The 23,177-nt window shown below is 61.8% G+C and carries 25 protein-coding genes, 1 tRNA gene and 1 pseudogene; 12 read left to right on the forward strand and 15 right to left on the reverse strand.

What is annotated here, in order from left to right:
• Nucleotides 1-69: 69 nt before the first annotated feature.
• Nucleotides 70-231 (reverse strand): hypothetical protein, encoded by a 162-nt coding sequence (locus tag NKI85_RS18155; protein WP_352528708.1) that lies wholly within the window; start codon nucleotides 229-231, stop codon nucleotides 70-72.
• Nucleotides 232-416: 185 nt separating this feature from the next.
• On the opposite strand from NKI85_RS18155, the gene NKI85_RS18160 reads away from it, so the two are divergent.
• The 3 genes and pseudogenes from NKI85_RS18160 to NKI85_RS37925 all read left to right on the forward strand — a co-directional run.
• Entirely contained in the window at nucleotides 417-1,376 is a 960-nt protein-coding gene (locus NKI85_RS18160) for a complex I NDUFA9 subunit family protein (RefSeq protein ID WP_352528618.1), read from the forward strand.
• A gap of 83 nt (nucleotides 1,377-1,459) precedes the next feature.
• Nucleotides 1,460-1,696, forward strand: coding sequence for a metallothionein (locus tag NKI85_RS18165; RefSeq protein WP_502896079.1), 237 nt, complete (start codon nucleotides 1,460-1,462; stop codon nucleotides 1,694-1,696).
• Nucleotides 1,697-1,811: 115 nt separating this feature from the next.
• Nucleotides 1,812-1,940, forward strand: a pseudogene (locus NKI85_RS37925) (YraN family protein); the annotation flags it as partial.
• A gap of 80 nt (nucleotides 1,941-2,020) precedes the next feature.
• Here NKI85_RS37925 and NKI85_RS18170 read toward each other — a convergent pair.
• Together NKI85_RS18170 and NKI85_RS18175 are read right to left on the reverse strand one after the other, a co-directional pair.
• Nucleotides 2,021-3,271 carry a flavin-containing monooxygenase gene (locus NKI85_RS18170; RefSeq protein ID WP_352777275.1) on the reverse strand — a complete coding sequence of 417 codons (1,251 nt, stop codon included), beginning with the start codon at nucleotides 3,269-3,271 and terminating at the stop codon, nucleotides 2,021-2,023.
• 94 nt (nucleotides 3,272-3,365) lie between these two features.
• Nucleotides 3,366-4,172 (reverse strand): undecaprenyl-diphosphate phosphatase, encoded by an 807-nt coding sequence (locus tag NKI85_RS18175; RefSeq protein WP_352528616.1) that lies wholly within the window; start codon nucleotides 4,170-4,172, stop codon nucleotides 3,366-3,368.
• Nucleotides 4,173-4,334: 162 nt separating this feature from the next.
• On the opposite strand from NKI85_RS18175, the gene NKI85_RS18180 reads away from it, so the two are divergent.
• From NKI85_RS18180 to NKI85_RS18220, 9 genes are all read left to right on the forward strand, one after another.
• Nucleotides 4,335-5,027, forward strand: a complete 693-nt coding sequence (locus tag NKI85_RS18180) for a glutathione S-transferase family protein (RefSeq protein ID WP_352528700.1) — start codon at nucleotides 4,335-4,337, stop codon at nucleotides 5,025-5,027.
• A complete protein-coding gene (queG, locus tag NKI85_RS18185) occupies nucleotides 5,008-6,177 on the forward strand; it encodes a tRNA epoxyqueuosine(34) reductase QueG (RefSeq protein ID WP_352777277.1) in 1,170 nt (389 codons plus the stop codon). The genes NKI85_RS18180 and queG overlap by 20 nt, the downstream gene beginning before the upstream one ends.
• Entirely contained in the window at nucleotides 6,174-7,079 is a 906-nt protein-coding gene (locus NKI85_RS18190) for an SDR family NAD(P)-dependent oxidoreductase (RefSeq protein WP_352528612.1), read from the forward strand. Before queG ends, NKI85_RS18190 begins: the two co-directional genes overlap by 4 nt.
• Before the next feature lie 65 nt (nucleotides 7,080-7,144).
• The gene (gene mepA / locus NKI85_RS18195) at nucleotides 7,145-8,230 is read left to right on the forward strand and encodes a penicillin-insensitive murein endopeptidase (protein ID WP_352777377.1); all 1,086 of its coding nucleotides are present in this window, start codon (nucleotides 7,145-7,147) and stop codon (nucleotides 8,228-8,230) included.
• A gap of 107 nt (nucleotides 8,231-8,337) precedes the next feature.
• Nucleotides 8,338-9,363: a glucokinase gene (locus NKI85_RS18200; protein ID WP_352528610.1), complete on the forward strand. Its 1,026-nt coding sequence runs from the start codon at nucleotides 8,338-8,340 to the stop codon at nucleotides 9,361-9,363.
• 119 nt (nucleotides 9,364-9,482) lie between these two features.
• Nucleotides 9,483-11,342: an ABC transporter ATP-binding protein gene (locus tag NKI85_RS18205; protein ID WP_352777280.1), complete on the forward strand. Its 1,860-nt coding sequence runs from the start codon at nucleotides 9,483-9,485 to the stop codon at nucleotides 11,340-11,342.
• On the forward strand, nucleotides 11,339-12,172 hold the full coding sequence (gene dapB / locus NKI85_RS18210) for a 4-hydroxy-tetrahydrodipicolinate reductase (protein ID WP_352528606.1): 834 nt from the start codon (nucleotides 11,339-11,341) through the stop codon (nucleotides 12,170-12,172). The genes NKI85_RS18205 and dapB overlap by 4 nt, the downstream gene beginning before the upstream one ends.
• A 24-nt stretch (nucleotides 12,173-12,196) precedes the next feature.
• Nucleotides 12,197-12,817, forward strand: a complete 621-nt coding sequence (locus tag NKI85_RS18215) for a 2,3-bisphosphoglycerate-dependent phosphoglycerate mutase (RefSeq protein ID WP_352777282.1) — start codon at nucleotides 12,197-12,199, stop codon at nucleotides 12,815-12,817.
• Nucleotides 12,818-12,961: 144 nt separating this feature from the next.
• Nucleotides 12,962-13,046: transfer RNA gene (locus tag NKI85_RS18220), tRNA-Leu, on the forward strand.
• A gap of 253 nt (nucleotides 13,047-13,299) precedes the next feature.
• Here the strand turns inward: NKI85_RS18220 and NKI85_RS18225 are convergent.
• The 12 genes from NKI85_RS18225 to NKI85_RS18280 form a co-directional block, all read right to left on the reverse strand.
• Nucleotides 13,300-13,536 carry a hypothetical protein gene (locus NKI85_RS18225; RefSeq protein WP_352777284.1) on the reverse strand — a complete coding sequence of 79 codons (237 nt, stop codon included), beginning with the start codon at nucleotides 13,534-13,536 and terminating at the stop codon, nucleotides 13,300-13,302.
• Complete coding sequence (locus NKI85_RS18230; protein WP_352777285.1) at nucleotides 13,529-14,413, reverse strand: COG3904 family protein; 885 nt, start codon at nucleotides 14,411-14,413, stop codon at nucleotides 13,529-13,531. Before NKI85_RS18230 ends, NKI85_RS18225 begins: the two co-directional genes overlap by 8 nt.
• A gap of 428 nt (nucleotides 14,414-14,841) precedes the next feature.
• Entirely contained in the window at nucleotides 14,842-15,654 is an 813-nt protein-coding gene (locus tag NKI85_RS18235; protein ID WP_352528597.1) for a maleate cis-trans isomerase family protein, read from the reverse strand.
• A gap of 11 nt (nucleotides 15,655-15,665) precedes the next feature.
• Nucleotides 15,666-16,907, reverse strand: a complete 1,242-nt coding sequence (locus tag NKI85_RS18240; protein WP_352777287.1) for a D-amino acid dehydrogenase — start codon at nucleotides 16,905-16,907, stop codon at nucleotides 15,666-15,668.
• 120 nt (nucleotides 16,908-17,027) lie between these two features.
• Nucleotides 17,028-17,399, reverse strand: coding sequence for a DUF4087 domain-containing protein (locus tag NKI85_RS18245; protein ID WP_352528593.1), 372 nt, complete (start codon nucleotides 17,397-17,399; stop codon nucleotides 17,028-17,030).
• Between the two features lie 95 nt (nucleotides 17,400-17,494).
• Complete coding sequence (locus tag NKI85_RS18250) at nucleotides 17,495-17,968, reverse strand: hypothetical protein (protein WP_352777289.1); 474 nt, start codon at nucleotides 17,966-17,968, stop codon at nucleotides 17,495-17,497.
• Nucleotides 17,969-18,112: 144 nt separating this feature from the next.
• Nucleotides 18,113-18,520: a lysozyme inhibitor LprI family protein gene (locus NKI85_RS18255; protein ID WP_352777291.1), complete on the reverse strand. Its 408-nt coding sequence runs from the start codon at nucleotides 18,518-18,520 to the stop codon at nucleotides 18,113-18,115.
• A 105-nt stretch (nucleotides 18,521-18,625) separates the two neighbouring features.
• Nucleotides 18,626-20,938, reverse strand: coding sequence for a lysozyme inhibitor LprI family protein (locus tag NKI85_RS18260; protein ID WP_352777293.1), 2,313 nt, complete (start codon nucleotides 20,936-20,938; stop codon nucleotides 18,626-18,628).
• A 39-nt stretch (nucleotides 20,939-20,977) separates the two neighbouring features.
• Nucleotides 20,978-21,919, reverse strand: a complete 942-nt coding sequence (locus NKI85_RS18265) for a PDZ domain-containing protein (protein ID WP_352528584.1) — start codon at nucleotides 21,917-21,919, stop codon at nucleotides 20,978-20,980.
• 116 nt (nucleotides 21,920-22,035) lie between these two features.
• Nucleotides 22,036-22,296, reverse strand: a complete 261-nt coding sequence (locus NKI85_RS18270) for a hypothetical protein (protein WP_352777295.1) — start codon at nucleotides 22,294-22,296, stop codon at nucleotides 22,036-22,038.
• A 206-nt stretch (nucleotides 22,297-22,502) separates the two neighbouring features.
• Nucleotides 22,503-22,910, reverse strand: coding sequence for a hypothetical protein (locus NKI85_RS18275; RefSeq protein WP_352528580.1), 408 nt, complete (start codon nucleotides 22,908-22,910; stop codon nucleotides 22,503-22,505).
• Nucleotides 22,911-22,913: 3 nt separating this feature from the next.
• A complete protein-coding gene (locus NKI85_RS18280) occupies nucleotides 22,914-23,156 on the reverse strand; it encodes a hypothetical protein (protein WP_352528578.1) in 243 nt (80 codons plus the stop codon).
• Nucleotides 23,157-23,177: the final 21 nt, after the last annotated feature.

Consider the following 23,177-nt stretch of genomic DNA (forward strand, 5'->3'; position numbering starts at 1 on the left):
GCTCGTTTTGCTGCGCTGACCTCCGGTTCAGATCAGGGTGAACAGGAAATAGAACCCTAGGGTCAAAACTCAATCAGCTGCCGCAAATGGCCGAGATGGGTGGATATTGCCCATCGTCTCGTCGATGGGAACAAACAAGCAGCGCCATTTGCTGACCTTCGATGCGCCGCGCAAAAGCGGACAGTCCGGCAGGAGACATTCGGGTTTTTCGTCGGCAGCCTGGATCGTCATGTGCCGGCGACTCACCTGCTTCGCTCAATCGATCGGTTTGTCGACCTCTGGAACATTTGTCGACCTCTGGAACAAAAGCGTTCCTGCGTTGTTCTCCAACCGTCCTGATGTTCGACGGGCTGGTTCAAATGCCGGCCAGAGCAGTCCTCGCGGCAGGCATGCGAAGACACGGGATGGTGAGGCAAATGGATCCTGACGATCTCAACATGGAACGGATCGTCACTGTGTTCGGCGGAACAGGCTTTCTCGGGCGCAGGATCGTGAAGCGGCTCCTGGAAAGGGGTTTCACGGTCCGTGCCGCATCCCGTCACCCGGCTCGCGTGGGCCTGGTCTTTTCCTCGACTACAAGGATGCCCGAAGCAGTCGAGGCGGATATATTGGATGCGTCCTCGATCGGGTCGGCCATTACCGGATCACAGGCGATCGTGAATGCCGTCAGTCTTTATGTCGAGCGGGGCGTCCAGACGTTTGAACGCGTGCATGTGAAAGCCGCGGCTGATCTCGCCGCCGCGTCGCGCGATGGCGAGGTCGACAAGTTCGTGCAGATTTCGGGGATCGGCTCCGATCCTCAATCGGATTCGAATTATATTAGGGCACGTGGGCGCGGAGAAGTTGCCGTGGAGAGCGCATTTCCCGGCGCTTTCATTGTGCGTCCCGCCGTCATGACAGGACCTGACGACGCTTTCCTCACGACCATTGTGAGGCTGATACGCCTCCTGCCGGTCTATCCGCTGTTCGGCGACGGTAGCACGCGGCTTCAGCCGGTCTATGTGGCAGACGTCGCAGAAGCAGTGAGCCGGCTGATCGACGGGCCAAACCGCAAGGGTTCATCCATATTCGAATTCGGTGGCCCGCGCATCTACACCTATAAGGAACTGCTTCGGGAGATCGCCCGACAGCTCGATATGCACGTCAAGCTGATGCCGGTGCCCTTTGCGGTGTGGAACGCCTTGGCTGGCGTCGCGGAACTCCTTCCGGCCACCCCCATAACGCGCAACCAGATCGATCTTATGCGTCACGACAATGTGGCAGCAATCGACGCGCCGGGCCTGAAGGAACTCGACATCGAGCCGCGGGACATCGACGAGGTGATCCGCTTGATCGAACAGCGCCGCGACGCAGGCTCGCGCTCGTCTCCCGCTTAGGAAGGCCCTATGATCCTGACGGGAACCTATCGCCGCGCGACAGGTTGGTCGAGCTTGAGGCCAATGAAAGAAGGAAAAGAACTATGGCCAGATGCGATCAATGCGGGAATGACTACGACAAGGCTTTCAAAGTGACGATGGCCGAGGTGACCTACACTTTCGACAGCTTCGAATGCGCGATCCAGAAACTTGCTCCGACGTGTCCGCATTGCGGATGCCGGATCATCGGACATGGCGTCGAACAGGATGACATCATCTACTGCTGCGCACATTGCGCCGCGGAGGAAGGTGCAAGCGCGCTGACCGATCGCGCGCCTTGATGCACCTCCTTTGGCGTCTCTAGGTCGACCATTCCGAACGACTGCGCCGGCTCATCCCATATGGCCAGAGCTGTCAGCACGACGACGACCAGCCGAGGTCAAGACGCGCAGAGGTCAAGGCCGCCGCACGCTGATGGAGGCAATGGATGCAGTCGGCCGCGAATCGGAGCGCCGTATCGAAGGTGCCGCCGATTTCTGGCTGTCGCACCAATCGGACTACGGAAAATTGTCGGTGCGCTTCGACAAAAGGCAGCGTGCGTCGTCTTGATCGCGCCAGAGCTGTCATGTTCTTGCACGTTCAAGAACCCGCGTTCGACGGCTCGTTTAGACGCCGTTCCGTGGCAAGTCGGCTCCCGCTTGGACAAGTCGCTCCACGACGGCGGCCGCCTCCCCTGGAACGGCCGGTATGGTGCCCGACTTCCGCGTCGATCCGAAATCGAGGCCGGCGAAAAAGAGACCTGGAACAGCGCCGACGCCATCCTCGTGGACGGGCTGGCCGGCCGCATCGAGCGCGCCGGGAAGCCGAACCCATGAGAAATCGCCGGTGAAGCCCGTGCACCAGATCACTGATCTGATGCCGCTCGCCGTCCAGTCGAGGGAGCGGATCGGAGGATCGGGCAAGCGCGGTTCAATCGTCTCGGCCGGATCATCCTCGGCCAGTGGCGCATGGAGGCCGGCGCGCTCGATGTACTCGTCAACCAGGCGCTTGGCATTCGCGGAGACTTCGTCGGCAAATCGCATATGGTCGTCGAGCTCGTCGCCGAAGACGAGGTTGCCGTTCTCCACACCCCTGAAGCGGCCGAGCAGCACCACGCCCTGCGCGCTCAGCGATTGCAGGCTGATCGTATGGGTCGCGCCGACCAGCGCGCGGGCCTGCAGCTTGCCGGAGGGGAGGACGAGTTCCTTGCGCGGAACGTCGAGAAAACCGGACAGCGTCAGCCATTTAAGTATGTTGCCCCCGCGGTAGCGCCGCACCCAACGGCCGTTGCGGCTGGTCGCCAAAAAGACCACACGTCCTGCCAACGCCAGATCCTCGGCGATCTGGCCGCCCGACTGGCCGCTGCCGACCACCAGCACCGCGCCACTCTCGAACTCGGCCGGGTTGCGATAAGCCGAGGAATCGACTTGGCGAATTGCGGTTGGCAAATCCGCCGACCCTGCTGGCCGGACCTGCCGATTCTGGTCGCCGGTGGCGATCACCACGTTGCGCGCCAGAAATGCCCCGTCCGTCGTGGTGATGCGAAAGTTCCCGTCGTCTCTCGTCAGCTCTTGCACCGGAGTTTGGGTGCTTACCGGCAGGCGGTGCCGCTCGGCATAGCTTTCGAGATACGCGACAAATTCGTGGTGGGTTATCGCGCCCCACGGCTCGGGCCCCTCGTAGGAATCACCGGGTAAGATGGAGCGAATGGTCGGCGAATTGAGTCGAAAAGAGTTCCACCGCTGCGTTCGCCACGTCTCGCCGATCCGGCCTCGATCGAGCACACGGTGGTCGCGGTCCTGCCGTTTCAAGAAGTAGCTGACGCCGAGTCCCGCCGGACCGGCGCCAATAACGAGGGCGTCAAGAACTTCGCTCATGCATTCCCCCTGCCAACCATACGTCCACAAGATCGTATGGCTCGGCTTCGGGCAAGAATAGAGTTCCGGCTGGGATTGCGCTATCCGCGCCGGCTCACCCCCAGATGGCCAGTGCTGTCAGGCCGACGATGCCGACGACCAGCCGCCACCAGCCGAACAGCGCGTAGCCGTGGCGCGAGACGTAGTCGAGCAGGAAGCGCACGACGATCAATGCGGTGACGAAGGCGGCGACGAAGCCGACGGCGATGATGGGCAGGTCGGCGCTGCTCAGCACGTTGCGGTTCTTGAACAGGTCGAAGGCGAAGGCGCCGACCATCGTCGGGATGGCAAGGAAGAAGGAGAATTCCGCCGCCGCCCGCTTGTCGACGCCGAGCAGCAGCGCGCCGACGATGGTCGAACCCGAGCGCGACGTGCCGGGGATCAGCGACAGGCACTGGAACAGCCCGATCTGCAGATAGAGCCTGGTCGGAAACCGCTCGACATCGTGGTAGTACGGCTTCGGCTTCATGCGATCGACCAGCAGCAGGATGACGCCGCCGATGATCAGCATGATGCAGATCAGCCGCGGCGATTCGAACAGCACCGTCTTGATGAAATCATGCGCCAGCGCGCCGATGACGGCCGCCGGCAGGAATGCGATGAGGATGCCAAGGACGAAATGCCGCGTCAGGCGATCGTAGGGCAGTTCGAGCAGCATCTTCCAGAGACGGCGGAAATAGACGCTGAGGATCGCCAATATGGCGCCGAGCTGGATCAGGATCTCAAAGGCCTTGCCGGTCGAATGGAAGCCGAGGAAATGGCCGGCGAGCAGGATATGGCCGGTCGAAGACACCGGAATGAACTCGGTCAACCCCTCGAGCAGCCCGAGCAGCAGCGCTTCGACGACGGTCTGGCTTTCCATGGCAACCTCGGCGTTGGGGTGAGGGCTTGAGAAAAGGGCTTGCTTGTCACAGCGCGGAACTCCCCCTATAGGTCGCAGCACCCTGACAGCCCGGTGAATCGGGCGATCAAGACTTACCGGCGCAGCCGGCAATTTGCCAGTGCGCTCTATTATCGCGGGACCATGCTGACGCTTTTCCACCATCCGATGTTCGCCAGCTGCCGCTTCGTCCGCCTCGCCTTTGGCGAGTATGGCGAGGAACTGGCGCTGATCGAAGAGAAGCCGTGGACGCGGCGCAAGGAGTTCCTGGCGCTCAACCCGGCCGGCACGCTGCCGATCCTGCTCGCCGAGGGCGACGTGCCGATCGTCGGCGCAGGGGTCATCGCCGAATATCTCGATGAGACGCGCGGCGTGCTGAAGCGCGACAAGCGGCTATTCGCCGAAGACCCGATGGAGCGCGCCGAAATCCGCCGGCTGACCGACTGGTATCTCAACAAGGCGGAAAGCGAGGTCACCCGGCATCTGGTTCGCGAGCGCGTGCTGAAGCCGGTCATGCCGGAAACGGCGGGCGGCGGCTCGCCCGATTCGGCGGCGATCCGCGCCGCCCGCGCCAACATCCGCCAGCATATGAAATACACCAACTGGCTGGCCGGCACCCGTCATTGGCTGGCCGGCAACAAGGTCACCTATGCCGATCTCGCGGCGGCGGCGACGCTGTCGGTGCTCGACTATCTCGGCGAGATCGACTGGCGCGAACACACCGCTGCGCGCGAATGGTATACCAGGGTGAAATCACGGCCTTCGTTCCGGCCGCTCCTGTCCGACCGGGTGCGCGGCCTGTCGCCGGTGTCACATTATGCAGACCTCGATTTCTGACGCGGCAAAGCTGCGCGCGCTGATCGACCGCGAGGCGCGGAACGCCGGCTTCGACGCCGTTGCCGTCACCACGCCCGATGCGATCCCGCAGGCGCCGGCGCGGCTGGCCGAATTCGTTGCCGACGGCTTTCACGGCTCGATGGGCTGGATTGCCGAAACGCTCGAGCGGCGAGGCAAACCGACGGCACTTTGGCCGGAGGTCCGCTCGATCATCGTGCTGGCGATGAATTACGGCCCCGACCACGACCCGCGCGAAATCCTGGCAAAGCGCGACCGCGGCGCGATCTCGGCCTATGCGCAGAACCGCGACTACCATGACGTCATGAAAGGCCGGCTGAAGGCGATCGCCAGCAAGATCGTGGCGCGCACCGGTGGCGACGTGAAAGTGTTCGTCGACACCGCGCCGGTGATGGAAAAGCCGCTGGCCGAAGCCGCCGGCCTCGGCTGGCAAGGCAAGCACACCAATCTGGTCAGCCGCGCGCACGGCTCCTGGCTGTTCCTCGGCACCATCTTCACGACGGCCGAGCTCGTGCCGGACGCGCCCGAAGACGACCATTGCGGCTCCTGCCGCGCCTGTCTCGACGTCTGCCCGACCGACGCCTTTCCCGCGCCCTACCGGCTCGATGCGCGGCGCTGCATTTCCTACCTCACCATCGAGAACAAGGGGCCGATCCCGCATGAGTTCCGCGAAAGGATCGGCAATCGCATCTATGGCTGCGACGACTGCCTGGCTGCCTGTCCATGGAACAAGTTCGCCCAAGCCGCCTCGGAGGCGAAGCTTGCCGCCCGCGACGATCTGCGCGAACCGCGGCTCGCCGAGCTGCTGCGTCTGGACGACGCCGCCTTCCGCGCGTTTTTTTCGGGTTCGCCGGTCAAGCGCATCGGCCGCGACCGTTTTATCCGCAACGTGCTGACCGCCGCCGGCAATTCCGGCGATTTGTCGCTTGCCGACGCCGTTCGCACGCTGCTCGGCGATGCCTCGCCCCTGGTTCGCGGGGCGGCTGTATGGGCACTGTCGCGGCTTGTGCCGGGGACCGAATTCGCTGAACGTGCCATTTCTGCCGTGAAAACAGAGACCGACGAGGCTGTGAGAAACGAGTGGCATTTTGCGTCACGAGACCCCCAAATGCAGGCTGAGATGCGCGTATGACAATTAAGAAGGTGCTGATATTTGGCGCTGGCTATTCAGGCATGGCGTTCGCACGCGCGAACAAGGATCCAGGTACAACGATCGTCGGCACCACGCGCTCTCAGGAGAAGTTCGAAGCGCTGAGGGAGGCCGGCATCACGCCTATTCTGTTCGAAAATACGGTCGGTATCCTGGACGAGATCAGTGCGGTGACGCACCTCATCATTTCCGTTCCGCCGGACGAGGCTGGTGATCCCATTCTTGGAACATTCAGCGAGCCGATCGAACAATGGATGCCGGCGCTCGAATGGGTCGGCTATCTCTCCACTGTCGGTGTCTATGGCGATCATGGCGGCGATTGGGTGGACGAAACATCCCACTGCCGGCCTGTATCGAAGCGCTCCATCATGCGGGTAAAGGCCGAACGGCAATGGCTGAAATTTGGCAGTAAGACGATTTTCGTGCCAGTGGCGATTCTGCGGCTTTCCGGCATTTACGGACCGGGCCGCAACGCCCTGGTCAATCTGGAAAACGGCACCGCCCGGCGGCTGGTCAAGCCGGGCCAGGTGTTCAACCGCATCCATTGCGACGATATTGCCGGTGCGCTTTGGCATCTCGCCGAAGGCAATCGCGGCGGCATCTTCAACGTCACCGACGATCTACCGGCGCCGCCCCAGAACGTCGTCGCCTATGCCGCCTCTCTGATGGGCATCGAGCCGCCGCCGGAAATCCCGTTCGAGACCGCCCAACTTTCGCCCATGGCGCGGTCCTTCTATGGCGAGAACAAGCGTGTCGCCAACGCGGCGATCAAAGCGGCCGGTTATCGCTTTCGCTTTCCCGACTATCGCTCGGCCCTCGATGCCATGTGGGCCAGCGGCGACTGGCGCGACGGCGAGGCGCGCAGCCCGATGAAGCGGTCGTGATCGATGCGTTGCGCGAGCCGTGGTATGATGTGATTCAAATCAGGGAGGGGTCCCGCTTGGTGAAGATGTTGAAGCGATCCTTGTCCGGAGGAGCGCGCCTGCTTTCGGCAGCACTGGCCGTCGCCAGCTTGACGGCACTGGCAGAGCAGCCGGCGGGCGCGGAGCAACGGGCAAAAGCCCTGTTCGGCGCCAAAGAGCTACCGGCGCTCGCTGCGCCGCAATCGATCGGCTTCTATTCCAAGGGCTGTTTTTCCGGCGGCGTCGCGCTTCCCATGGATGGCCGGCACTGGGAGGTGATGCGGCCTTCGCGCAACCGCCGCTGGGGCCATCCGGCAATGATCGCGCTGATCGAGAAATTGTCACGCGACGCGGCCGCCGACGGCTGGCCGGGTCTGTTGATCGGCGACATTTCGCAACCGCGCGGCGGTCCGATGCTGACCGGTCATGCCTCGCACCAGATCGGCCTCGACGCCGACATCTGGCTGACGCCGATGCCCGACCGCAAGCTCTCGACAGAAGAGCGCGAAAACATCAGCGCTACCTTAATGGTCGATGAAAAAACCCACCTGGTGAAGGACGGCGTGTGGACGCCGATGCATACGCGGCTGTTGAAGCGCGCCGCGAGCTATCCCGAAGTCGAGCGCATCCTGGTCAATCCAGGGATCAAGAAGAAGCTCTGCGACACGGTCAAGGGCGACCGCAGCTGGTTGCGCAAGGTCAGGCCGTTCTGGGGCCACGACTACCACTTCCACATTCGCATCGGCTGCCAGGCTGGATCACCCGACTGCAGGGCGCAGGAAGCGACGGCGCCGGGCGATGGGTGCGACCAGGCGCTGGCCTGGTGGTTCACCGAGGAGCCGTGGCGCCCCAACAAGAATCCGGACAAGCCGAAGGCACGCGACGTGATGACGATGGCGAACCTGCCCAGACAATGCCAGTTCGTGCTCGACGCGCCGGCTCCGGCCTCGGTGGAAGCAGTCACCTACTATGGCGACGGCGTGCCGATCGCGGCCGCACCCGCTGTCGCGGCAGAACCTCCGCCGCAGCCGACGGTCGCAGCCGGCGCGGCAGCGCTTCCGGCCTCGGCGAATGCCTTTGTGGCGACCCCCGAGATCGGCATTCCGCTGCCGCGGCCACGACCGGGACACTGACGCGGATTGCGTGTTCGCCGTTTGCATCCGTGCATCGTCCAATTCGAAAACCCATTTCCCTTTCCAAGGTCATGCGCTAGTCAACAGGAGTGGGAACGGACGAGAGCATGCCAGGCGTAAGCGACGACGACACTCTGTTGCGGTTTCCGATCCTGATCGGCGACATAGGCGGCACCAATGCGCGCTTCTCGATCGTGCTCGACGCGAATTCCGAGGCCGGCGAGCCGACCATCGTCCAGACCGCCAATTTCAACACGATCGATGAGGCGATCCAGGCGGCCGTGCTCGACCGCTCGTCGGTCCGGCCGAATTCGGCTGTGCTGGCGGTAGCCGGCCCTGTCGACAGCGACGAGATCCCGCTCACCAATTGCCCATGGATCGTCAAACCGAGACAAATGTTCGCCAGTCTCGGCCTCAGCGATGTCGTGGTGCTCAACGATTTCGAGGCACAGGCGCTGGCTGTCGTCGCGCTCGGCGAAGAGCATATGGAAAAGATCGGCGGTGACGCGCCGGAACCGAATTCCGGGCGGGTGGTGCTCGGTCCGGGAACCGGGCTCGGTGTCGCCGGGCTGGTCTATGCGCTGCATCACTGGATACCGGTGCCCGGCGAGGGTGGCCATATGGATATCGGACCGCGCTCGCCGCGCGATTTCCAGGTCTTTCCGCATATCGAGAAGCTCGAGGGCCGCATCTCCGGCGAACAGATCCTGTCCGGACGCGGCCTGGTCAATGCCTACCGGGCGGTGGCCAAGGCGGACGGCAAGCCGTCGCCGTTCACCACGCCGGCCGAGATCACCGCCGCGGCGCTGGCAAAGACCGATCCGGTAGCCGAAGAGGCGCTGTCGATCTTCGTCACCTGCCTGGGGCGCACCGCCGGCGACCTCGCTCTGGTGTTCATGAGCCGCGGCGGCGTTTTCCTCACCGGCGGCATCGCGCAAAAAATCCTGCCGGCGCTGCGGACCGGCAATTTCCGCGCCGCCTTCGAGGACAAGGCGCCGCACAGCGCCCTGATGCGCAGCATGCCGGTCTATGTCATCACCCATCCGCTGGCGGCGCTTTTAGGGCTGGCCGCCTATGCCAGAAATCCGTCGCTGTTCGGCGTGCAGACGGCGGGGCGGCGCTGGCAGGTCTAGGCTGCAACCTGCGCCGCGACGAAGTTTCGCCGTCCTCGGCCATAGGCAAGCCGCCATTGGAGCGTTAAGAGGTTGCCGAATTGCAGCCGGCCGAAGCCAAAACCACAAAGCGCTCCAAATTGACACTTCTAGCACCAACCAAAGGGAAAGTCCGGCCCGGCGAAATCGTGGCGGTGATCCGCCGCATCATCGCCGAGAACAGCCGCGAATACCGCTGGTACTATGTTCTTGCCGTGCTGTGCCTGGTGACGATCGCGGCGACGACCGCCTTCACCGCATGGATCATGAAGGACGTCGTCGACCAGATTTTCTACAAGCAGCGCGGCGATCTTATCGCGCTGATCAGCGTGTCGATCCTGGCCGCCTTCATGCTGCGCGGGCTGGCCAGCTACGGCCAGGCAGTGACGCTGGCCAAGATCGGCAACAATCTGGTGGCGCGCTATCAGCGCCGCATCTTCGACCATCTGATGAAGCTCGGCGTCGGCTTTTTCAACGACACCCGGTCGGGCCGGCTCGCCGCGCAGATCAACGAGAACGTCAACGGCATTCGTGATCTTTTGTCGATGACGCTGACGTCGCTGGCGCGCGATGCCGTGTCGCTTGTCGCGCTGGTCGGCGTCATGATCTGGCAGGACCCGGTGCTCTCGGCGATGTCGCTGCTGATCGGGCCGCCTTTGATCTACACCGTCACCTATCTGATGCGCCGGGTGCGGCGCATCACCCGCGAATCGGTGCAGATCAACTCGCGGCTGATCGGCGCCATGCAGGAGGCGACGCAAGGCATCGCCATCGTCAAGGCTTTCACCCTGGAGGACGAGCTGTCGCGCCGCATTGGCGGCCTCGTCGCCGGCGCCGAGCAGCGGTCGAACAAGATCGCCCGCGTCTCCGAACGGTTGACGCCGATCTCCGACATGCTGGCCGGCTTCGCCGTCGCCGGCGTCATCGCCTATTCCGGCTACCGGGCAACCGTCGGCGGCCAGCCGCCTGGCGCCGTCGTTGCCTTCATCACCGCCCTGCTGCTTGCCTATGATCCGGCCAGGCGGCTGGCGCGTATGCAGGTCGGCATGGAAAAGTCGCTGGTCAACGCGCGCATGATCTACGAGCTTCTCGACCTCGAGCCGCAGCAGGGTGACGTGCCGGCAGCCGCCGAGGCGAAATTCACCTCTGGCGAAGTGCGCTTCAACACCGTGTCTTTCCGCTATGTCGAAGAGGCGCCGGTCCTGCAGGATCTGAGCTTTGTCGCCGCCGCCGGCAAGGTGACCGCCATCGTCGGAGCCTCGGGCGCCGGCAAGACGACGCTGGTTGCGCTGCTGCAGCGCTTCTACGATGTCGAGTCGGGCAGCATCGAAATCGACGGCCAGGACATTTCAAAGGTCACCAAGCATTCGCTGCGCGGATCGATCGCCTATGTCTCGCAGCAGCCCTATCTGTTTGAAGGCACCATCCGCGACAACATCCGCTACGGACGACTGAGCGCCACCGACGCCGAGATTGAACGCGCCGCCCACCAGGCCGCGGCCGACGATTTCATCCGCCAGCAGCCGCAAGGCTACGACACGCCCGTCGGCGAGAACGGCGTGACGCTGTCGGGCGGTCAGCGCCAGCGCGTATCGATTGCCCGCGCCATCGTTCGGCAGGCGCCGATCCTGCTGCTCGATGAAGCCACCTCGGCGCTCGACAACGAGGCCGAGGCCCGCGTCCAGCAGGCGCTGACCCATGTCATGGAAGGGCGCACAACCATTGTCATCGCGCACCGGCTGTCGACGGTGGTCAATGCCGACCATATCATCGTGTTGGAGCAGGGCCGGCTGGTCGAACAGGGCACGCATGCCTCGCTGATGGCCGACCCGCACAGCGTCTATACGCGGTTCCACCGGGTGCAAGGCAGGAAAGGGCTGGGGCTTGTCGATGACGGCAAGCCAATCCAGACTGCGGCGCAAAATGTTCGCGCGAAAAAGGCGGCCGGGAGACATTCATGAGTGACACGCCGACCGTTAGTGAAATGGGCCTCGTGGTCGTGGGCGCGGCCGGCCGCATGGGCCAGGCGCTGATCCGCGCCATCCACACGATACCGGGCGCCCGTGTCGCCGGCGCGATCGAGCGGGCCGGTTCGCCCCATATCGGCAAGGATGCCGGCGAACTGGCCGGCGTCGGCAGGCTCGACGTGGCGATCGGCGACGATCCGCTGCCGGCCTTCGCCAAGGCCGACGGCGTGCTCGATTTCACCACGCCGGCAGCGACCGTCGAATTCGCCGGCTATGCGGCGCAGGCGCGCATCGCCCATGTCATCGGCACCACCGGCTGCTCGGCCGAAGACAATGCCAGGATCGCGGCGGCGGCGCGCCACGCGACTATCGTCAAATCCGGCAATATGAGCCTCGGCGTCAATCTGCTGGCGGTGCTGGTGGAGCAGGCGGCGCGCGCGCTCGACGCCGACGATTTCGACATCGAGATCCTGGAAATGCACCATCGGCACAAGGTCGATGCGCCGTCGGGCACGGCGCTGCTGCTCGGCGAAGCCGCCGCCATCGGGCGCGGCGTATCGCTTGCCGGCAACGATGTGCGCGTGCGCGACGGCCATACGGGCGTGCGCAAGGCAGGCTCGATCGGTTTCGCCAGCTTGCGCGGCGGCTCGGTGGTCGGCGACCACAGTGTGGTGCTGGCCGGTACCGGCGAGCGCATCACGCTCGCCCACCACGCCGAAGACCGGGCGATCTTTGCCCGCGGCGCGGTCAAGGCAGCCCTGTGGGCGCGCGGCCGCAAGCCGGGCCTCTATTCGATGCGGGACGTGCTCGGCCTGACCAGCTGATCCACAAAATTTGAAGGAGCAAATATGTCGAGAACTCTCGTGCTCGTGCGTCATGGCCAGAGCGAATGGAACCTGAAGAACCTATTTACCGGCTGGCGCGACGTCGATCTGACCGAACTGGGCCATGCCGAGGCCAAGCAAGCGGGCGCCAAACTGAAGGCGCGTGGCATGAAATTCGACATTGCCTTCACTTCGTCGCTGATCCGGGCGCAAAAGACCTGCCAGCACATTCTCGACGCCGTCGGCCAGAGCGATCTCGAAACCATTCGCGACCCGGCGCTGAACGAGCGCGACTATGGCGATCTCTCCGGACTCAACAAAGACGATGCGCGCAAGAAATGGGGCGAGGAGCAGGTGCATGTCTGGCGCCGCTCCTACGACGTGCCGCCGCCCGGCGGCGAAAGCCTGAAGGACACCGGCGCGCGCGTCTGGCCCTATTATTTGCACGATCTGCAGCCACATGTGCTGCGCGGCGGCACCGTGCTGGTGGCGGCGCACGGCAATTCGCTGCGCGCTCTGATCATGGCGCTGGACGGCAAATCGGGCGAGGAGATCGTCAAGCTCGAGCTCGGCACCGGCGTGCCGATCATCTACACGCTCAACGCCGATTCGACGGTGGCGTCGAAGGAAGTGCTGGAGGACTGAGCCGGCGAGCGGGTTTCTTGATTGAGCATGATCTTTTCCGAAACCGGTTCCCCATTTTTCGCTGACGCGGACCTTCGGTTCGGGATCATGCTTTAAAAAAGCGCGTTGACACTCATCCCTCGCCCGCTTAATGAGCGCGCACCAGCCCAGATGGCGGAATTGGTAGACGCGCACGGTTCAGGTCCGTGTTCCGCAAGGAGTGGAGGTTCGAGTCCTCTTCTGGGCACCATTCGATCCCGACTGCCAACGGGATCAATAAGATAGCTTGTTCATTCGTTGCACTCGCACTGTGTATTGCAGAGGTGTACAATAATCGGCTGGTCCGTCCCACGCTTCTCATGCTCTTGGGCAGCACCAACTGCTCGTTTTTCATCAACGCCTCGATGAGGTCAAATCAGGAACGGCGATACGGTAGCTAACGTGCCGGCTAGCGGCAGCAGACATTGCGGACATAGGTGTTGCCATAAGTGACGTAGGCGTCGTCAGGGATCGCGCCGTTTTCCTTCATCACCCTGGCTAGGTTCTTGGCAACGTCCGTAGGTTCCGCGTAGCGTGATGGCGAACCAGCCGTTGGTGGCAAGGTAGGCGACAAGCGGGATCGATGCGGATCGCACATAGGCCTCAGTCTCGGCCAGATTGTCGAAACTCTTGACCTGGATATGGCGCTGTCCGAAGGGGCCGCTCTCATATTGGTCGACGTAGACCCAGGTATCATGCATGTAGCCGACCTGACCGTCCCTGGACACGGTACCATCGCCCGACATTGCCGAGGATCGCCACCGCGCTGCGGTTTCGCACATTGGTGAGCGTGGCGGATTTTACCTCTGGAAGCGCCTTCAACGGCGCCGCACCCTGGGAGCGGAGAATGCGGCCCGAGCGGGCCTGGGGAATCATGAGTGACGGATTCGCGGAAGCCGGCGGCAACGAGGCGACAGGAGGCTCAGACGGCACTTGCTTAGGCGATGGCGGCAAGGATGGTGCCTGGCTGGCGACTGGCGGCTGGCTTGCTCCAGTGTCCAAGGTGGTGACCCTGTATTTCGCCATCTCGCTCATGGACAGATAGCGAATGTCGTTACTGTCATATTGAAGCGAAAGTTGAAGCAGAGCCGGGTCGACGCCCATCTCGATCATGTAGGTGATGATGTCGGCGGTAACCTGCTGGACAGCGGAAACCGCATCCCGGGTGCCTATCGGGATGTCACCGCCGAAAGAAGACTTATGGACGCCGATGGAACCCGGATCGGCATAGCGCATGACGCCACCGAGGAAGGCCAGGGAGCACGCCGAGGCGCACTCGGCGGCCCTGAACTGAGCCGTGTTGAGGCCGAGCCTGCGGATGAGGCGGCCGAGCTCCATTGCTTTCTGGATGTTGCCGCCTGGCGACTGGAACGTGACAGCGACTGATGCATTGGACCGTGCCAGTGCCTCGAAAACCGACAGGTCGTCCTGAGAAGCGAAATCGCCCGATATCAGGATATAGCGGAATCCGGAATCGGTCTGCCCGGCTTGGAACTGCAAACCAGCATGGGCCGCGGTAGCTCCCAGCAGCACCGATGCAATAAACAACAGGACGCGAACGGAAGAGATGCGAGACATGGCCCAAGAGTACCCCGAAGGTTAGCCTAGCCTCGGCGAATGACACTGTCGAATCCTCGTTGCAGATTTGGCGAGAGCAATCTTAAGTTCATGCCAGGGCGGGATATCCGAGGGGTCTGCCACCTATCGTAGTAACTTGAGACGGCTGGCTGTTTGGCTGCAGCACGCAGCGCAAATATTGTGGGATCGTTCCAACTGGCGGTTGGTAGACGCAAGGCAGCTGGCGCGCCTATGAATACTCACGGTCCGCGCTCACCAGGCGCAGCCTAACCGCCCCCCGCCCAGCGCGCTTGGTGCAACGCCGTGATCGTCCCGCCGCACCGAAAGGAGCGGCGGTTTTTGTTTCTGGGATGAAACACTGGCTTGCGACGAAGGTTCGGTGCCTGCAGAACCGAGGCGCCGCGAGCCGGTCTCGCCAAACATAATCGTCAGTTGCCCGACAACCCAAACAGTCTCCCAGCCGGCACGACATCATCCACCCCGGCGAGCCGTAGGCAATGCCAGGCCATGGCGTGGTTGCTCGAAGTGACCGGGATGCCGATGCGCTGCTCGAGCCTTGCCGCGGCTTCGGCGACGCGCAGGCTTGTGCAGGATATGAAGATCGCATCCACCCCCGGCGTGGCAGCCATGCGCTCGGCTGCGGCCTCGATCGACGCGACCGAGATGCGGGCGGCGTCGCGGTCGTCGCGCCGGTCGAACGTGGCGACGGCTGATATGTCGAGGCCACGCCCATTGAAATAGGCGACGAGGTTTTCGTTGATCTGAGGCGCGTAAGGCGTCAGCAGGCCGATGCCCTTGGCGCCGAGAGCCTTGAATGCCGCAAGCGCGGCAGTGACCGGCGTGGTGCAGGCGACGCCAGGCCGCGCTCTCCTGATCTCGGCGAAAACCGCCTCTTCGCCGAGCACCATCGTTGCCGAGGTGCAGCCGAAGCCGACGACGTCGAGCGGGATGCTCGGCAGGATGAGGTCGACGGTGGGCGCGATCCTTGGGCCGATGGCGCGCAGCGTGTCCGGCGTGATGTCGTTGTCGCTGAAGACGCGAGCTTCGTAGAAGGCGACGCCGGGCATGCGCACCAGCGCACGGAATTCATGCTCCAGTGTCTGGTCGGTGGCCAGCACCACGAGGCCGATCGCCGCCCGTGAGGCCAGACCGCCGTCGAGTTCGGACGGCAGCACGCCGAGGTCCACCGGTTTGCGATTGGTCGATCCGGAAGACGGAACGGCGGCAACGTTGAGAGACATGGCGTTCCCTTTCAGTTCAGCAGACCATCCATGGCAATCGCCGGAGTCCGGCCTGCGATCAGATCGGCGGTGATACGGGCCGAGCCATGCGACATGGCCCAGCCGATATGGCCGTGCCCGGTGTTGAGGAAGAGGTTGCGAAAGCGTTGCCGGCCGAAGGCGGGAAGATTGTTCGGCGTCATTGGCCGGAGACCAGCCCACATTTCGGCGCGGTCGTAATCGGCGCCTTCTGGGTAGAGCTCTTCCGTCACGCCCTTCATGAAGGCAAAATCGGCAGGCTTGTGACTGGTGTCGTAGCCGGCGAACTCCGCCGTCGCGGTGACGCGGATGCGGTCGCCGAAGCGCGAAATGGCGACCAGATTGTGCTCGTCGACCGAGGCGATGGTCGGCGGCAGCGGGCGGTTGCCGATCGGGATCGTCAGCGAATAGCCCTTGATCGGATAGATCGGCAGCCGAATGCCGATCTTGCCTGCAAGCGTTGGGCTGTGCGATCCGAGCGCAAGCACATAGGCGTCGCCTTTGAAGGCGCCTTTGTCGGTGAGCACCTGGGTGATGCCGTCGCCTGAGGTCTCGACCCCGATGATCGTCGTGCCGGTGTGGATGGCACCGCCTCTGGCAATGATCTTGGCGGCGAGAGCCCTGGTGAACTTTGCCGGGTCTCCCGTCTCGTCGGTCGGACAGTAAATGCCTCCGGCAATGCTGTTCTTAGCGGAGGCCAGCGCCGGATCGAGCGCGACGATGCCGTCGCGGTCGAGCACCTCGATTTCTTGCCCGTCCGACTGGAGCAGCTTCATGTGCTCGACGCCCTTGTCGAGCGCCTGCTGGCTGCGGTGGAAATAGACGATGCCGCGATCGTTGCGGTCGTAGTCGATGTCCTCGTCCGCGACGACCTCGCGCAAGACAGCCTGCGAGTAGGCGGCAAGGCGATGCTTGAGCAGCGTGTTGCGGCGCGCCTTCGGAGCCGTGCATTCCATCAGAAACAGCCAGGACCAGCTATAGAGCCGCGGGTCGGCCGAGAATTTGAAGCGCAGCGCCTGGTCCTTGAGCAGCAGCGATTTCAGCAAGGTCATCGGCGCCTTGGGGGACGACCAGACGAAGGAATGGCCGGGCGCGATCATGCCGGCATTGCCCCAGCTCGTCTCGGCAGCGACCTGCGCGTTGCGCTCGATGAGCGCGACCTCGTGACCGTCGCGTTGCAGTTGATAGGCCGTCGTGACACCGACGACGCCGCCACCCAGCACCACTACGCGCATGACACCTCCGAACCGCTGGTCCGTCCCTTCGATCCAGAAGAGATTGGAGCACAATTATCCCAGGCATTGCTGCCTGGAAAGAGGCGCCATTTCCTGACTGTCACTGGTTCCTGGTCATGCTTATCCGTCCGGGTTAGGCAGCGATCTGTCGTTGCGACAGCGCGCTAGCGGAAGGATTTCGCCCGAGATCACCCTGGTGATCTTTTGCTGCTTGGCGTTGGTTACGACGGTCATGCACGCACATCCGTAGCCATGGCCCGAACCAGGCACATTGGTCTCGACGAATTGTCGCTCGTCGAAGGCCGGCACATTGTCGATGCCTTTGGGATCCGGGCGGCCCTGCATCTGGATCCACCATTCCCCGTCCCTGTCGGTGAGCATGAGGTTGCCGGGTGTCGAGCTGGAGTACCAGCCACAACGGCGCTCGGCATCGGCGGCCGCAGGTAAGGACATGACGGCCAGGCAGAAACAGATAGCGAACAGCAGGCGCATGAAAATCTTTCCTTCCCTGGAGTAAGTGAGCAGGTCATGCCGTCGACAATTTCTGCGTTGAAGCCGGTAACGAGGCGGCAGGAGTTTTTGTAGCCTTATGGCTTCAACTTCGTGTCCACGTTTTCTTCGATCAATCCGCAATGAAGCGTCACAGGTTCCCTTTGGACATCGCTTAGTGGACCGTCGATGAAATCGCAGTTGAGCAAATTGTCCGCACTGCTCTTGCGCGCCGACGCAACGTTGACGTTGACCTCGGGAGGGCCGGCAAGCCAGTCGAGACGCTTCGTATCGACCCTTGCGCCGCTGATGTGGGCGTGGCCAGCTGTGCCCGGAATCCCTACCTGCTCGTCCTGCGGCGTGAGATCGATCTGGCCGACTTCGTTGGCGTGCTTCTCGGCGCTCCGCTTTGGATCGCCGTAGTAGGAAGCGAAGACAACGATCCCTTCCTTTTCAGCCGCGAGCTTGGCGGCTGCCTTCTTGGAAAGCGTGACATTGACGTCGAAGCTCATGTCACCCTGGGCTGTTGCCGGCACCGCACATGCCAACAGCACAGATGCCGCAATCGTCATTGCGAGCGACGATCCATAGCGTTTCACAATCCACCTCCTTCAAGTCCCTCACGCAATGATGATGCCCCTCGCATCCTTTCATGTCTGGCGGCGACGTCACGCTCGCCGCCGGCTTCATCATGATCCGATCAGCTGTGGCATGTGTCAGTTCGCGGCCGGAACAGGGCAGCTCATGTCGCCTTCCTGGCATTTCAGATAGCCTTCGAAACCTTTGGCACGGGATTGCGTAAGGCCGTCCATGCACTGCGCGATGAGCATTGGCATCATGCTTCCTCCGGCCGCTCCTGCGGTCTGGAAACTGCATTCCGCGTCGCGAAACTTGCCCCAATCCCGCTGTGCCTGAACAAGAAGCTTCTTGGTATCCGCATCGTCCTTCAGGCGGGCTTCGATCTGCTTGTAAAGCTCATTGAGCTTCTTGTCGGATTTCTGGAACTCGGCACCGAAGCATTGGTTCATGGCGGCCTGATCCTTGGCATCGGCGCACTTGTCCTTGGCAAAGGCGAAAGTCGGCAGGGCCAGAACCACGGCAGCGATCAGTATTGCTGTTTTCATCGATTTCCCTTTCCGGTTGCAGTCAAGCTCTTAAGTTGCTCAGCCCCGCCCTATGTTCTCTTCAGCTGTCCGTCGTCGCCATGGTCGGCCGTGCCCATGGCCTGATCATCTGGTTGTCATTGGATCAGCTTTGCCACCTTCGGCGACCGTGATGCTGCCGACCTTTCCTGAGCCGGTCAGCCTGCCGCCTTCTTTGACCGTGACTTTGCCGGAGACCTCCCCGTCAACGACAAGCAGTCCCGAGACGGAAACGTCACCGGTCAAAGAGCCGATCACGTGCAACTCCGCTCCCGCCGCCACTTCGGTCATGCCCGAATATTTGTTCTTTCCGCTCAGCGTCAGCTTGCCACCGGCGATAACGAGACCGCCGCTGTCGCCGGCGTCATCATAGTTCGCGATGGTTCCATCAAATTGCCCGTCGGCTTCTGTCAGGATCAGTCTGCCCGCACCCAGATAGACCTCGCCTTTACCGCCAAGGTTGCGAATGGCCGTATCGTTCATGGAGCGCGCCGCCCCCCAGGGCTCCAGATAGTTTCCTTTCTGATCGAGGTTGAGCACACCGTCGACCACGACGCGCGAGGAATGCTCGATGCTGCCCGGCCCGGCCAGAGTAAGATACCCATCGGCCGCGATATGGGTTGTGCCGGTGTAGGCATTGGCCCCGGTCATGCGCACGTCCGCGTCCTTCTCGATCGTGAAATCGCCGGCGCCGGAGATGATGCCGGCCAGTCCGAGCCAGCCATCGCTTCCAGCATCGCTGGTCGCGCGATTCAGCTGCACTTCATCCTCGGCAGCCGCGTCTGTCGTAAAGTTAGCAGCGCTGACAAAATAGGGTGAATATGCGGTCGTCCTGTTTTCCAGATCATACATTACGGAATTTGACTCGAAGAATGGCAAGCCGAGAATGAGACCGCCGACTATTACCTCATCGCTTTGGCGGAGAATGTCGACATCATCATATTCCCGGTTATTTATACTATCATAGAATCCAAAAAACTTGAAGTCGATCAGCTCATCACCAAATTTATCAATATGAATTCCTCTCGTCCGAAGCTTATCTAAAGTAGATTCTGTGGTAATATAAATAAAGCTTGTCGTTCCTGTATCCAATAAAACAGGCCCCCTGAAATCAACCGATTGCTTCTTTCCTTTATGGTCAAAAGAAATTGTATAACGGTAAGAGCCTTCGTACTGATTGGATGCGTTCGCGCCTGATCGCGGGAATCGTCTCTGGACGAATTCGTAATCCAGTTCGCCCCACGGCATCAGGGCCGTAAACTGGGATCTCAGACTGGGGGACAAATTCAGCGTCAGGCAGGGAGCGCAGCCCGGTGTCGTCTTCTCTCCAAGATTGGCATTGGCAGAGACCACATAGCCGCTTTGCGTCTGACTGCCAGGAGCGGCGGTCTGGTCCCCCTCGTTGATAAAATCGCCGGCTCCCAAGACGCCGTAAAACGGCGCCTCGTTACCGGGTTCGCCGTTCTGCATGCTCTTGCGCGCATCAAGATCCGCATAAACCGGCGTATCGCCATGGTGGCCCACGGGCTTTTGCGTCACATTCGCATCCTCGAGGTCGCCGAAATCCTTGGTGAAGACGTAATCCACCACCCGACCGGCGGCAAAGCCGCCGTCGAGGGTTACGACAGGCTCCGAGGGATTATCCGGATCGTAATAGGACAGGCTGTCGAACCGGACCTGTTGTACCCAACCTCCATAGGTGCCGTTTCCATAGGGGTACATTTCGGGCTTGCTGCCGCGCACCGGCTTTACGCCAGGGACACTCGAATCGATCTCGGCGTTGAGCACATCCGACCCGGTGTCGAATTCGAACAGACGAGGCTTGGCACCATTGATGCCCATCATGATCCCGAGTTTGTGGTAGATGACTTCATCACTGCCGGTTCCGAACTGCCCACTAACATGTTGCAATGGAATGGGTATCGAGTCAGCAGTCTGGGCAAGGACAGCCCGGCCGTGCTCATCGCCCGCGGCAGGTACGGCAGGTGATGTGTTCGCTGCCGGAACGGGGCAGCTCAGATCGCCTTCCCGGCATTTCAGGTAACCTTCGAAGTCTTTGACACGGGATTGCGTCAGGCTGTCCAGGCACTGCGCGACGAGCGTTGGCATCATGCTTCCTTCGGCCGCTCCTGCGGTCTGGAAACTGCACTCCGCGTCGCGAAATTTGACCCAATCGCGCTGTGCTTGACCGAGAAGCGTCCTGGTATCCGCGTCGTCGTCCAGGCGGGTTTCGATCTGCTTGTAAAGTTCGTTGAGCTTCTTGTCGGATTTCTTGGACGCGGCATCGGCGCACTCGTTCGGGGCGGCCTGATCCTTGGCGTCGTCGTAGCACTTGTCCTGGCCAAAGGCGAAAGCCGGCATGGCCAGAACCATGGCAGTGGTCAGTATCGCGGTTTTCATCGACTGTCCTCTGTCTAGAACTGCCGGCAGGGTCCGCCGCTAGTTGGCATCGTCATCGTCCGATCCGTCAGCGTCGTCGGTACTGTCATCCGACGCATCGTCATTACCGTCGGTGCTGTTTTCGTCTTCACCATCTGCCGACGGGTCGTCATCGTCATTCTGATCGCTGGAATCGTCCTGATCATCGGAATCATTGTTGTCAGTGCTGTCATCCGACGCATCGTCATCCGCGCCGTCGTCGTCAGTGTCGGTGCTGTTCTTGTCACCATCACCGTCCGTTGAGTTTTCATCGTCGTTCTGATCGCTGGAATCGTCCTGATCATCGGAACTATTGTCATCGGCATCGGGAGAAAGCGCATTTGTGTTGGCGTCGCCAGGCTGCGAGTCGTCCTCGCGATAGCTTGTGTCATTGAGGCCCGTCTCCATCTCGTCGTCATACTCATCGACGATCTGCGTCCACTCCTCTCGATTGTCGACGCTCGTCCATTGCGAGATATTGTTGACCGAGATGTTGGTATTGAAGTTGTTGACGGTGATGTTGGTGTTGACCTCGACGACATCCGCGACTTCTGTCCCGCGGTTCACGCCAAACAGGAAACTGGTGGCACTCACGGCAAGGGCGGCCCAAACGAGTCTGTCGACATCGCCCGGCGTCGAAATCGGTTGATGCCGCACTGTGGCAAGCACGTCACCCGGTCGGATACCTTGCCGCGCGGCAACGCCATGCGGTGCAACGGCCAGGACATATACGCCGCGAAGCTTGGGCGGGATCTGGTAGCGATGCCGAGAGGCGTGGTTGATCGGTATCAGAACCGCATCAAGAGCCCGGGAAACATAGGGCTTCGGCAGATCATACTTGCTGGCATACGCAAAATTGATCGTTTGCGGGACGGCAACGCTCACAACAGCCGTCATTTTCACTGACGTTGCCAATGCACGGGTGAAATGCACGATCAGTCTGGATTTTCGAAGACTTTGCATTTTCCACATCCTGCAGCTGATGAACCTATGTCAGATGCCCGGCGCCCGGAGCGCTCTCCCGCTAGTTGTTCTCCTCCTGCGCCAACTGCGTCGACGGCAATCTCCAGCGATCACCATCATTCCGTAACTTGCTCGGCAAAACACTTTGCCAGGTCTTGCGGCGCTCCGAGCTTCTTCGCCCAGGATACCAGTTCAGGTTTTTCCGATGGCTCGGCATAGCCGCCCCACACGTCGCGAAACTGCTTCTTTCCGTCGACTGTCTGGAAGAACATCACGCCGTCGTCGCTCACGGGCGTGGAGACGTAAGCGGCGCTCCAGTTGCCGTTCTCCATGATCGTGATGAACTTCACCCGAGCGGGCTTGACCTTGTTGTCCAACGCCGAGGCGACGAGAGATGCATATTCCTGCCTGCGCGCCTTCGTCGCTTCGACCTTTATACCGTCGCAGGCGTACCCGCAGCGAAAGCGGATGTCAGCGTCATTCCCAGCCCCGTGAGGCCGACCGCAACGATTTTGGCATGTCGCCGGACCAGGCTGCTGAATTCAGACATGATTGGCTTCCTCCTTTTTCGCCCCGGAATCCATTAATCGGAATCGTCATCGTCCGATGAACTGTCATCGCCCGACGAACTGTCGTCGACCGGTGTATCGACCTCGCAGCCGATGCCGCGGCAGCCTTGGTAGTTGCCTTGCGTATCGAAGTTCGGATTGCCTTCTCTGTCGTACTGCGGTCTGTCGTCGATGCTTTGATCCCCGTCATCAGGATCGTCGACTTTACATCCGAGCCCATGACAGCCGATGTAGCGGCCCCGCGTATCGAAATTGGGATTTCCATTCCTGTCGAACTGCGGCCGATAATCAATCTTTCGGCCGCCTTTATGGGGCCGATCAGCCAGGCAGCCCTTTCCGCGACAACCGCCGTAGTCGTCGGTGGTACAACCGGCGATCGCCATCAAAGCAGTGACCAGCGTCGCATAGATTACGAATTTCATGATTCATTCCTCTGATTGGCTGGCGGCCGGGGATCGTCCGTCAGACGTGTAGTCGATAGCCGCTGACGACCCGAACAGGATCCCGGCGATCAAGAGCAGCTTGAGGGCCTGCCAGAAGCTTATGGTCTTCAGGCCAAAAACATCCGGCATGGTGGTGTTCCAGAGCCACAGAAGAAGGGCGGACAGGATCGCCACGACGACGATTACGCCGATCAAAACACCAACGGCAGTTGCCAAATCCGGCATGTCTGTCCCTCCATCCGAAGG

The sequence above is a fragment of the Mesorhizobium sp. M0571 genome (genome assembly GCF_040320985.1).
Taxonomy (GTDB): domain Bacteria; phylum Pseudomonadota; class Alphaproteobacteria; order Rhizobiales; family Rhizobiaceae; genus Mesorhizobium.

What these genes read in the sequence shown, in the direction of transcription:
- NKI85_RS18230 (WP_352777285.1), bottom strand. Translation starts at nt 14,413, where the DNA reads ATGTCTCGCATCTCTTCCGTTCGCGTCCTGTTGTTTATTGCATCGGTG.
- NKI85_RS18215 (WP_352777282.1), top strand. Translation starts at nt 12,197, where the DNA reads ATGTCGAGAACTCTCGTGCTCGTGCGTCATGGCCAGAGCGAATGGAAC.
- NKI85_RS18165 (WP_502896079.1), top strand. Translation starts at nt 1,460, where the DNA reads ATGGCCAGATGCGATCAATGCGGGAATGACTACGACAAGGCTTTCAAA.
- NKI85_RS18260 (WP_352777293.1), bottom strand. Translation starts at nt 20,938, where the DNA reads ATGAAAACCGCGATACTGACCACTGCCATGGTTCTGGCCATGCCGGCT.
- NKI85_RS18280 (WP_352528578.1), bottom strand. Translation starts at nt 23,156, where the DNA reads ATGCCGGATTTGGCAACTGCCGTTGGTGTTTTGATCGGCGTAATCGTC.
- dapB (WP_352528606.1), top strand. Translation starts at nt 11,339, where the DNA reads ATGAGTGACACGCCGACCGTTAGTGAAATGGGCCTCGTGGTCGTGGGC.
- mepA (WP_352777377.1), top strand. Translation starts at nt 7,145, where the DNA reads ATGTTGAAGCGATCCTTGTCCGGAGGAGCGCGCCTGCTTTCGGCAGCA.
- NKI85_RS18240 (WP_352777287.1), bottom strand. Translation starts at nt 16,907, where the DNA reads ATGCGCGTAGTGGTGCTGGGTGGCGGCGTCGTCGGTGTCACGACGGCC.
- NKI85_RS18190 (WP_352528612.1), top strand. Translation starts at nt 6,174, where the DNA reads ATGACAATTAAGAAGGTGCTGATATTTGGCGCTGGCTATTCAGGCATG.
- NKI85_RS18175 (WP_352528616.1), bottom strand. Translation starts at nt 4,172, where the DNA reads ATGGAAAGCCAGACCGTCGTCGAAGCGCTGCTGCTCGGGCTGCTCGAG.
- NKI85_RS18200 (WP_352528610.1), top strand. Translation starts at nt 8,338, where the DNA reads ATGCCAGGCGTAAGCGACGACGACACTCTGTTGCGGTTTCCGATCCTG.
- NKI85_RS18265 (WP_352528584.1), bottom strand. Translation starts at nt 21,919, where the DNA reads ATGCAAAGTCTTCGAAAATCCAGACTGATCGTGCATTTCACCCGTGCA.
- NKI85_RS18245 (WP_352528593.1), bottom strand. Translation starts at nt 17,399, where the DNA reads ATGCGCCTGCTGTTCGCTATCTGTTTCTGCCTGGCCGTCATGTCCTTA.
- queG (WP_352777277.1), top strand. Translation starts at nt 5,008, where the DNA reads ATGCAGACCTCGATTTCTGACGCGGCAAAGCTGCGCGCGCTGATCGAC.
- NKI85_RS18255 (WP_352777291.1), bottom strand. Translation starts at nt 18,520, where the DNA reads ATGAAAACAGCAATACTGATCGCTGCCGTGGTTCTGGCCCTGCCGACT.
- NKI85_RS18155 (WP_352528708.1), bottom strand. Translation starts at nt 231, where the DNA reads ATGACGATCCAGGCTGCCGACGAAAAACCCGAATGTCTCCTGCCGGAC.
- NKI85_RS18225 (WP_352777284.1), bottom strand. Translation starts at nt 13,536, where the DNA reads ATGCATGATACCTGGGTCTACGTCGACCAATATGAGAGCGGCCCCTTC.
- NKI85_RS18235 (WP_352528597.1), bottom strand. Translation starts at nt 15,654, where the DNA reads ATGTCTCTCAACGTTGCCGCCGTTCCGTCTTCCGGATCGACCAATCGC.
- NKI85_RS18170 (WP_352777275.1), bottom strand. Translation starts at nt 3,271, where the DNA reads ATGAGCGAAGTTCTTGACGCCCTCGTTATTGGCGCCGGTCCGGCGGGA.
- NKI85_RS18160 (WP_352528618.1), top strand. Translation starts at nt 417, where the DNA reads ATGGATCCTGACGATCTCAACATGGAACGGATCGTCACTGTGTTCGGC.
- NKI85_RS18180 (WP_352528700.1), top strand. Translation starts at nt 4,335, where the DNA reads ATGCTGACGCTTTTCCACCATCCGATGTTCGCCAGCTGCCGCTTCGTC.
- NKI85_RS18250 (WP_352777289.1), bottom strand. Translation starts at nt 17,968, where the DNA reads ATGACGATTGCGGCATCTGTGCTGTTGGCATGTGCGGTGCCGGCAACA.
- NKI85_RS18275 (WP_352528580.1), bottom strand. Translation starts at nt 22,910, where the DNA reads ATGAAATTCGTAATCTATGCGACGCTGGTCACTGCTTTGATGGCGATC.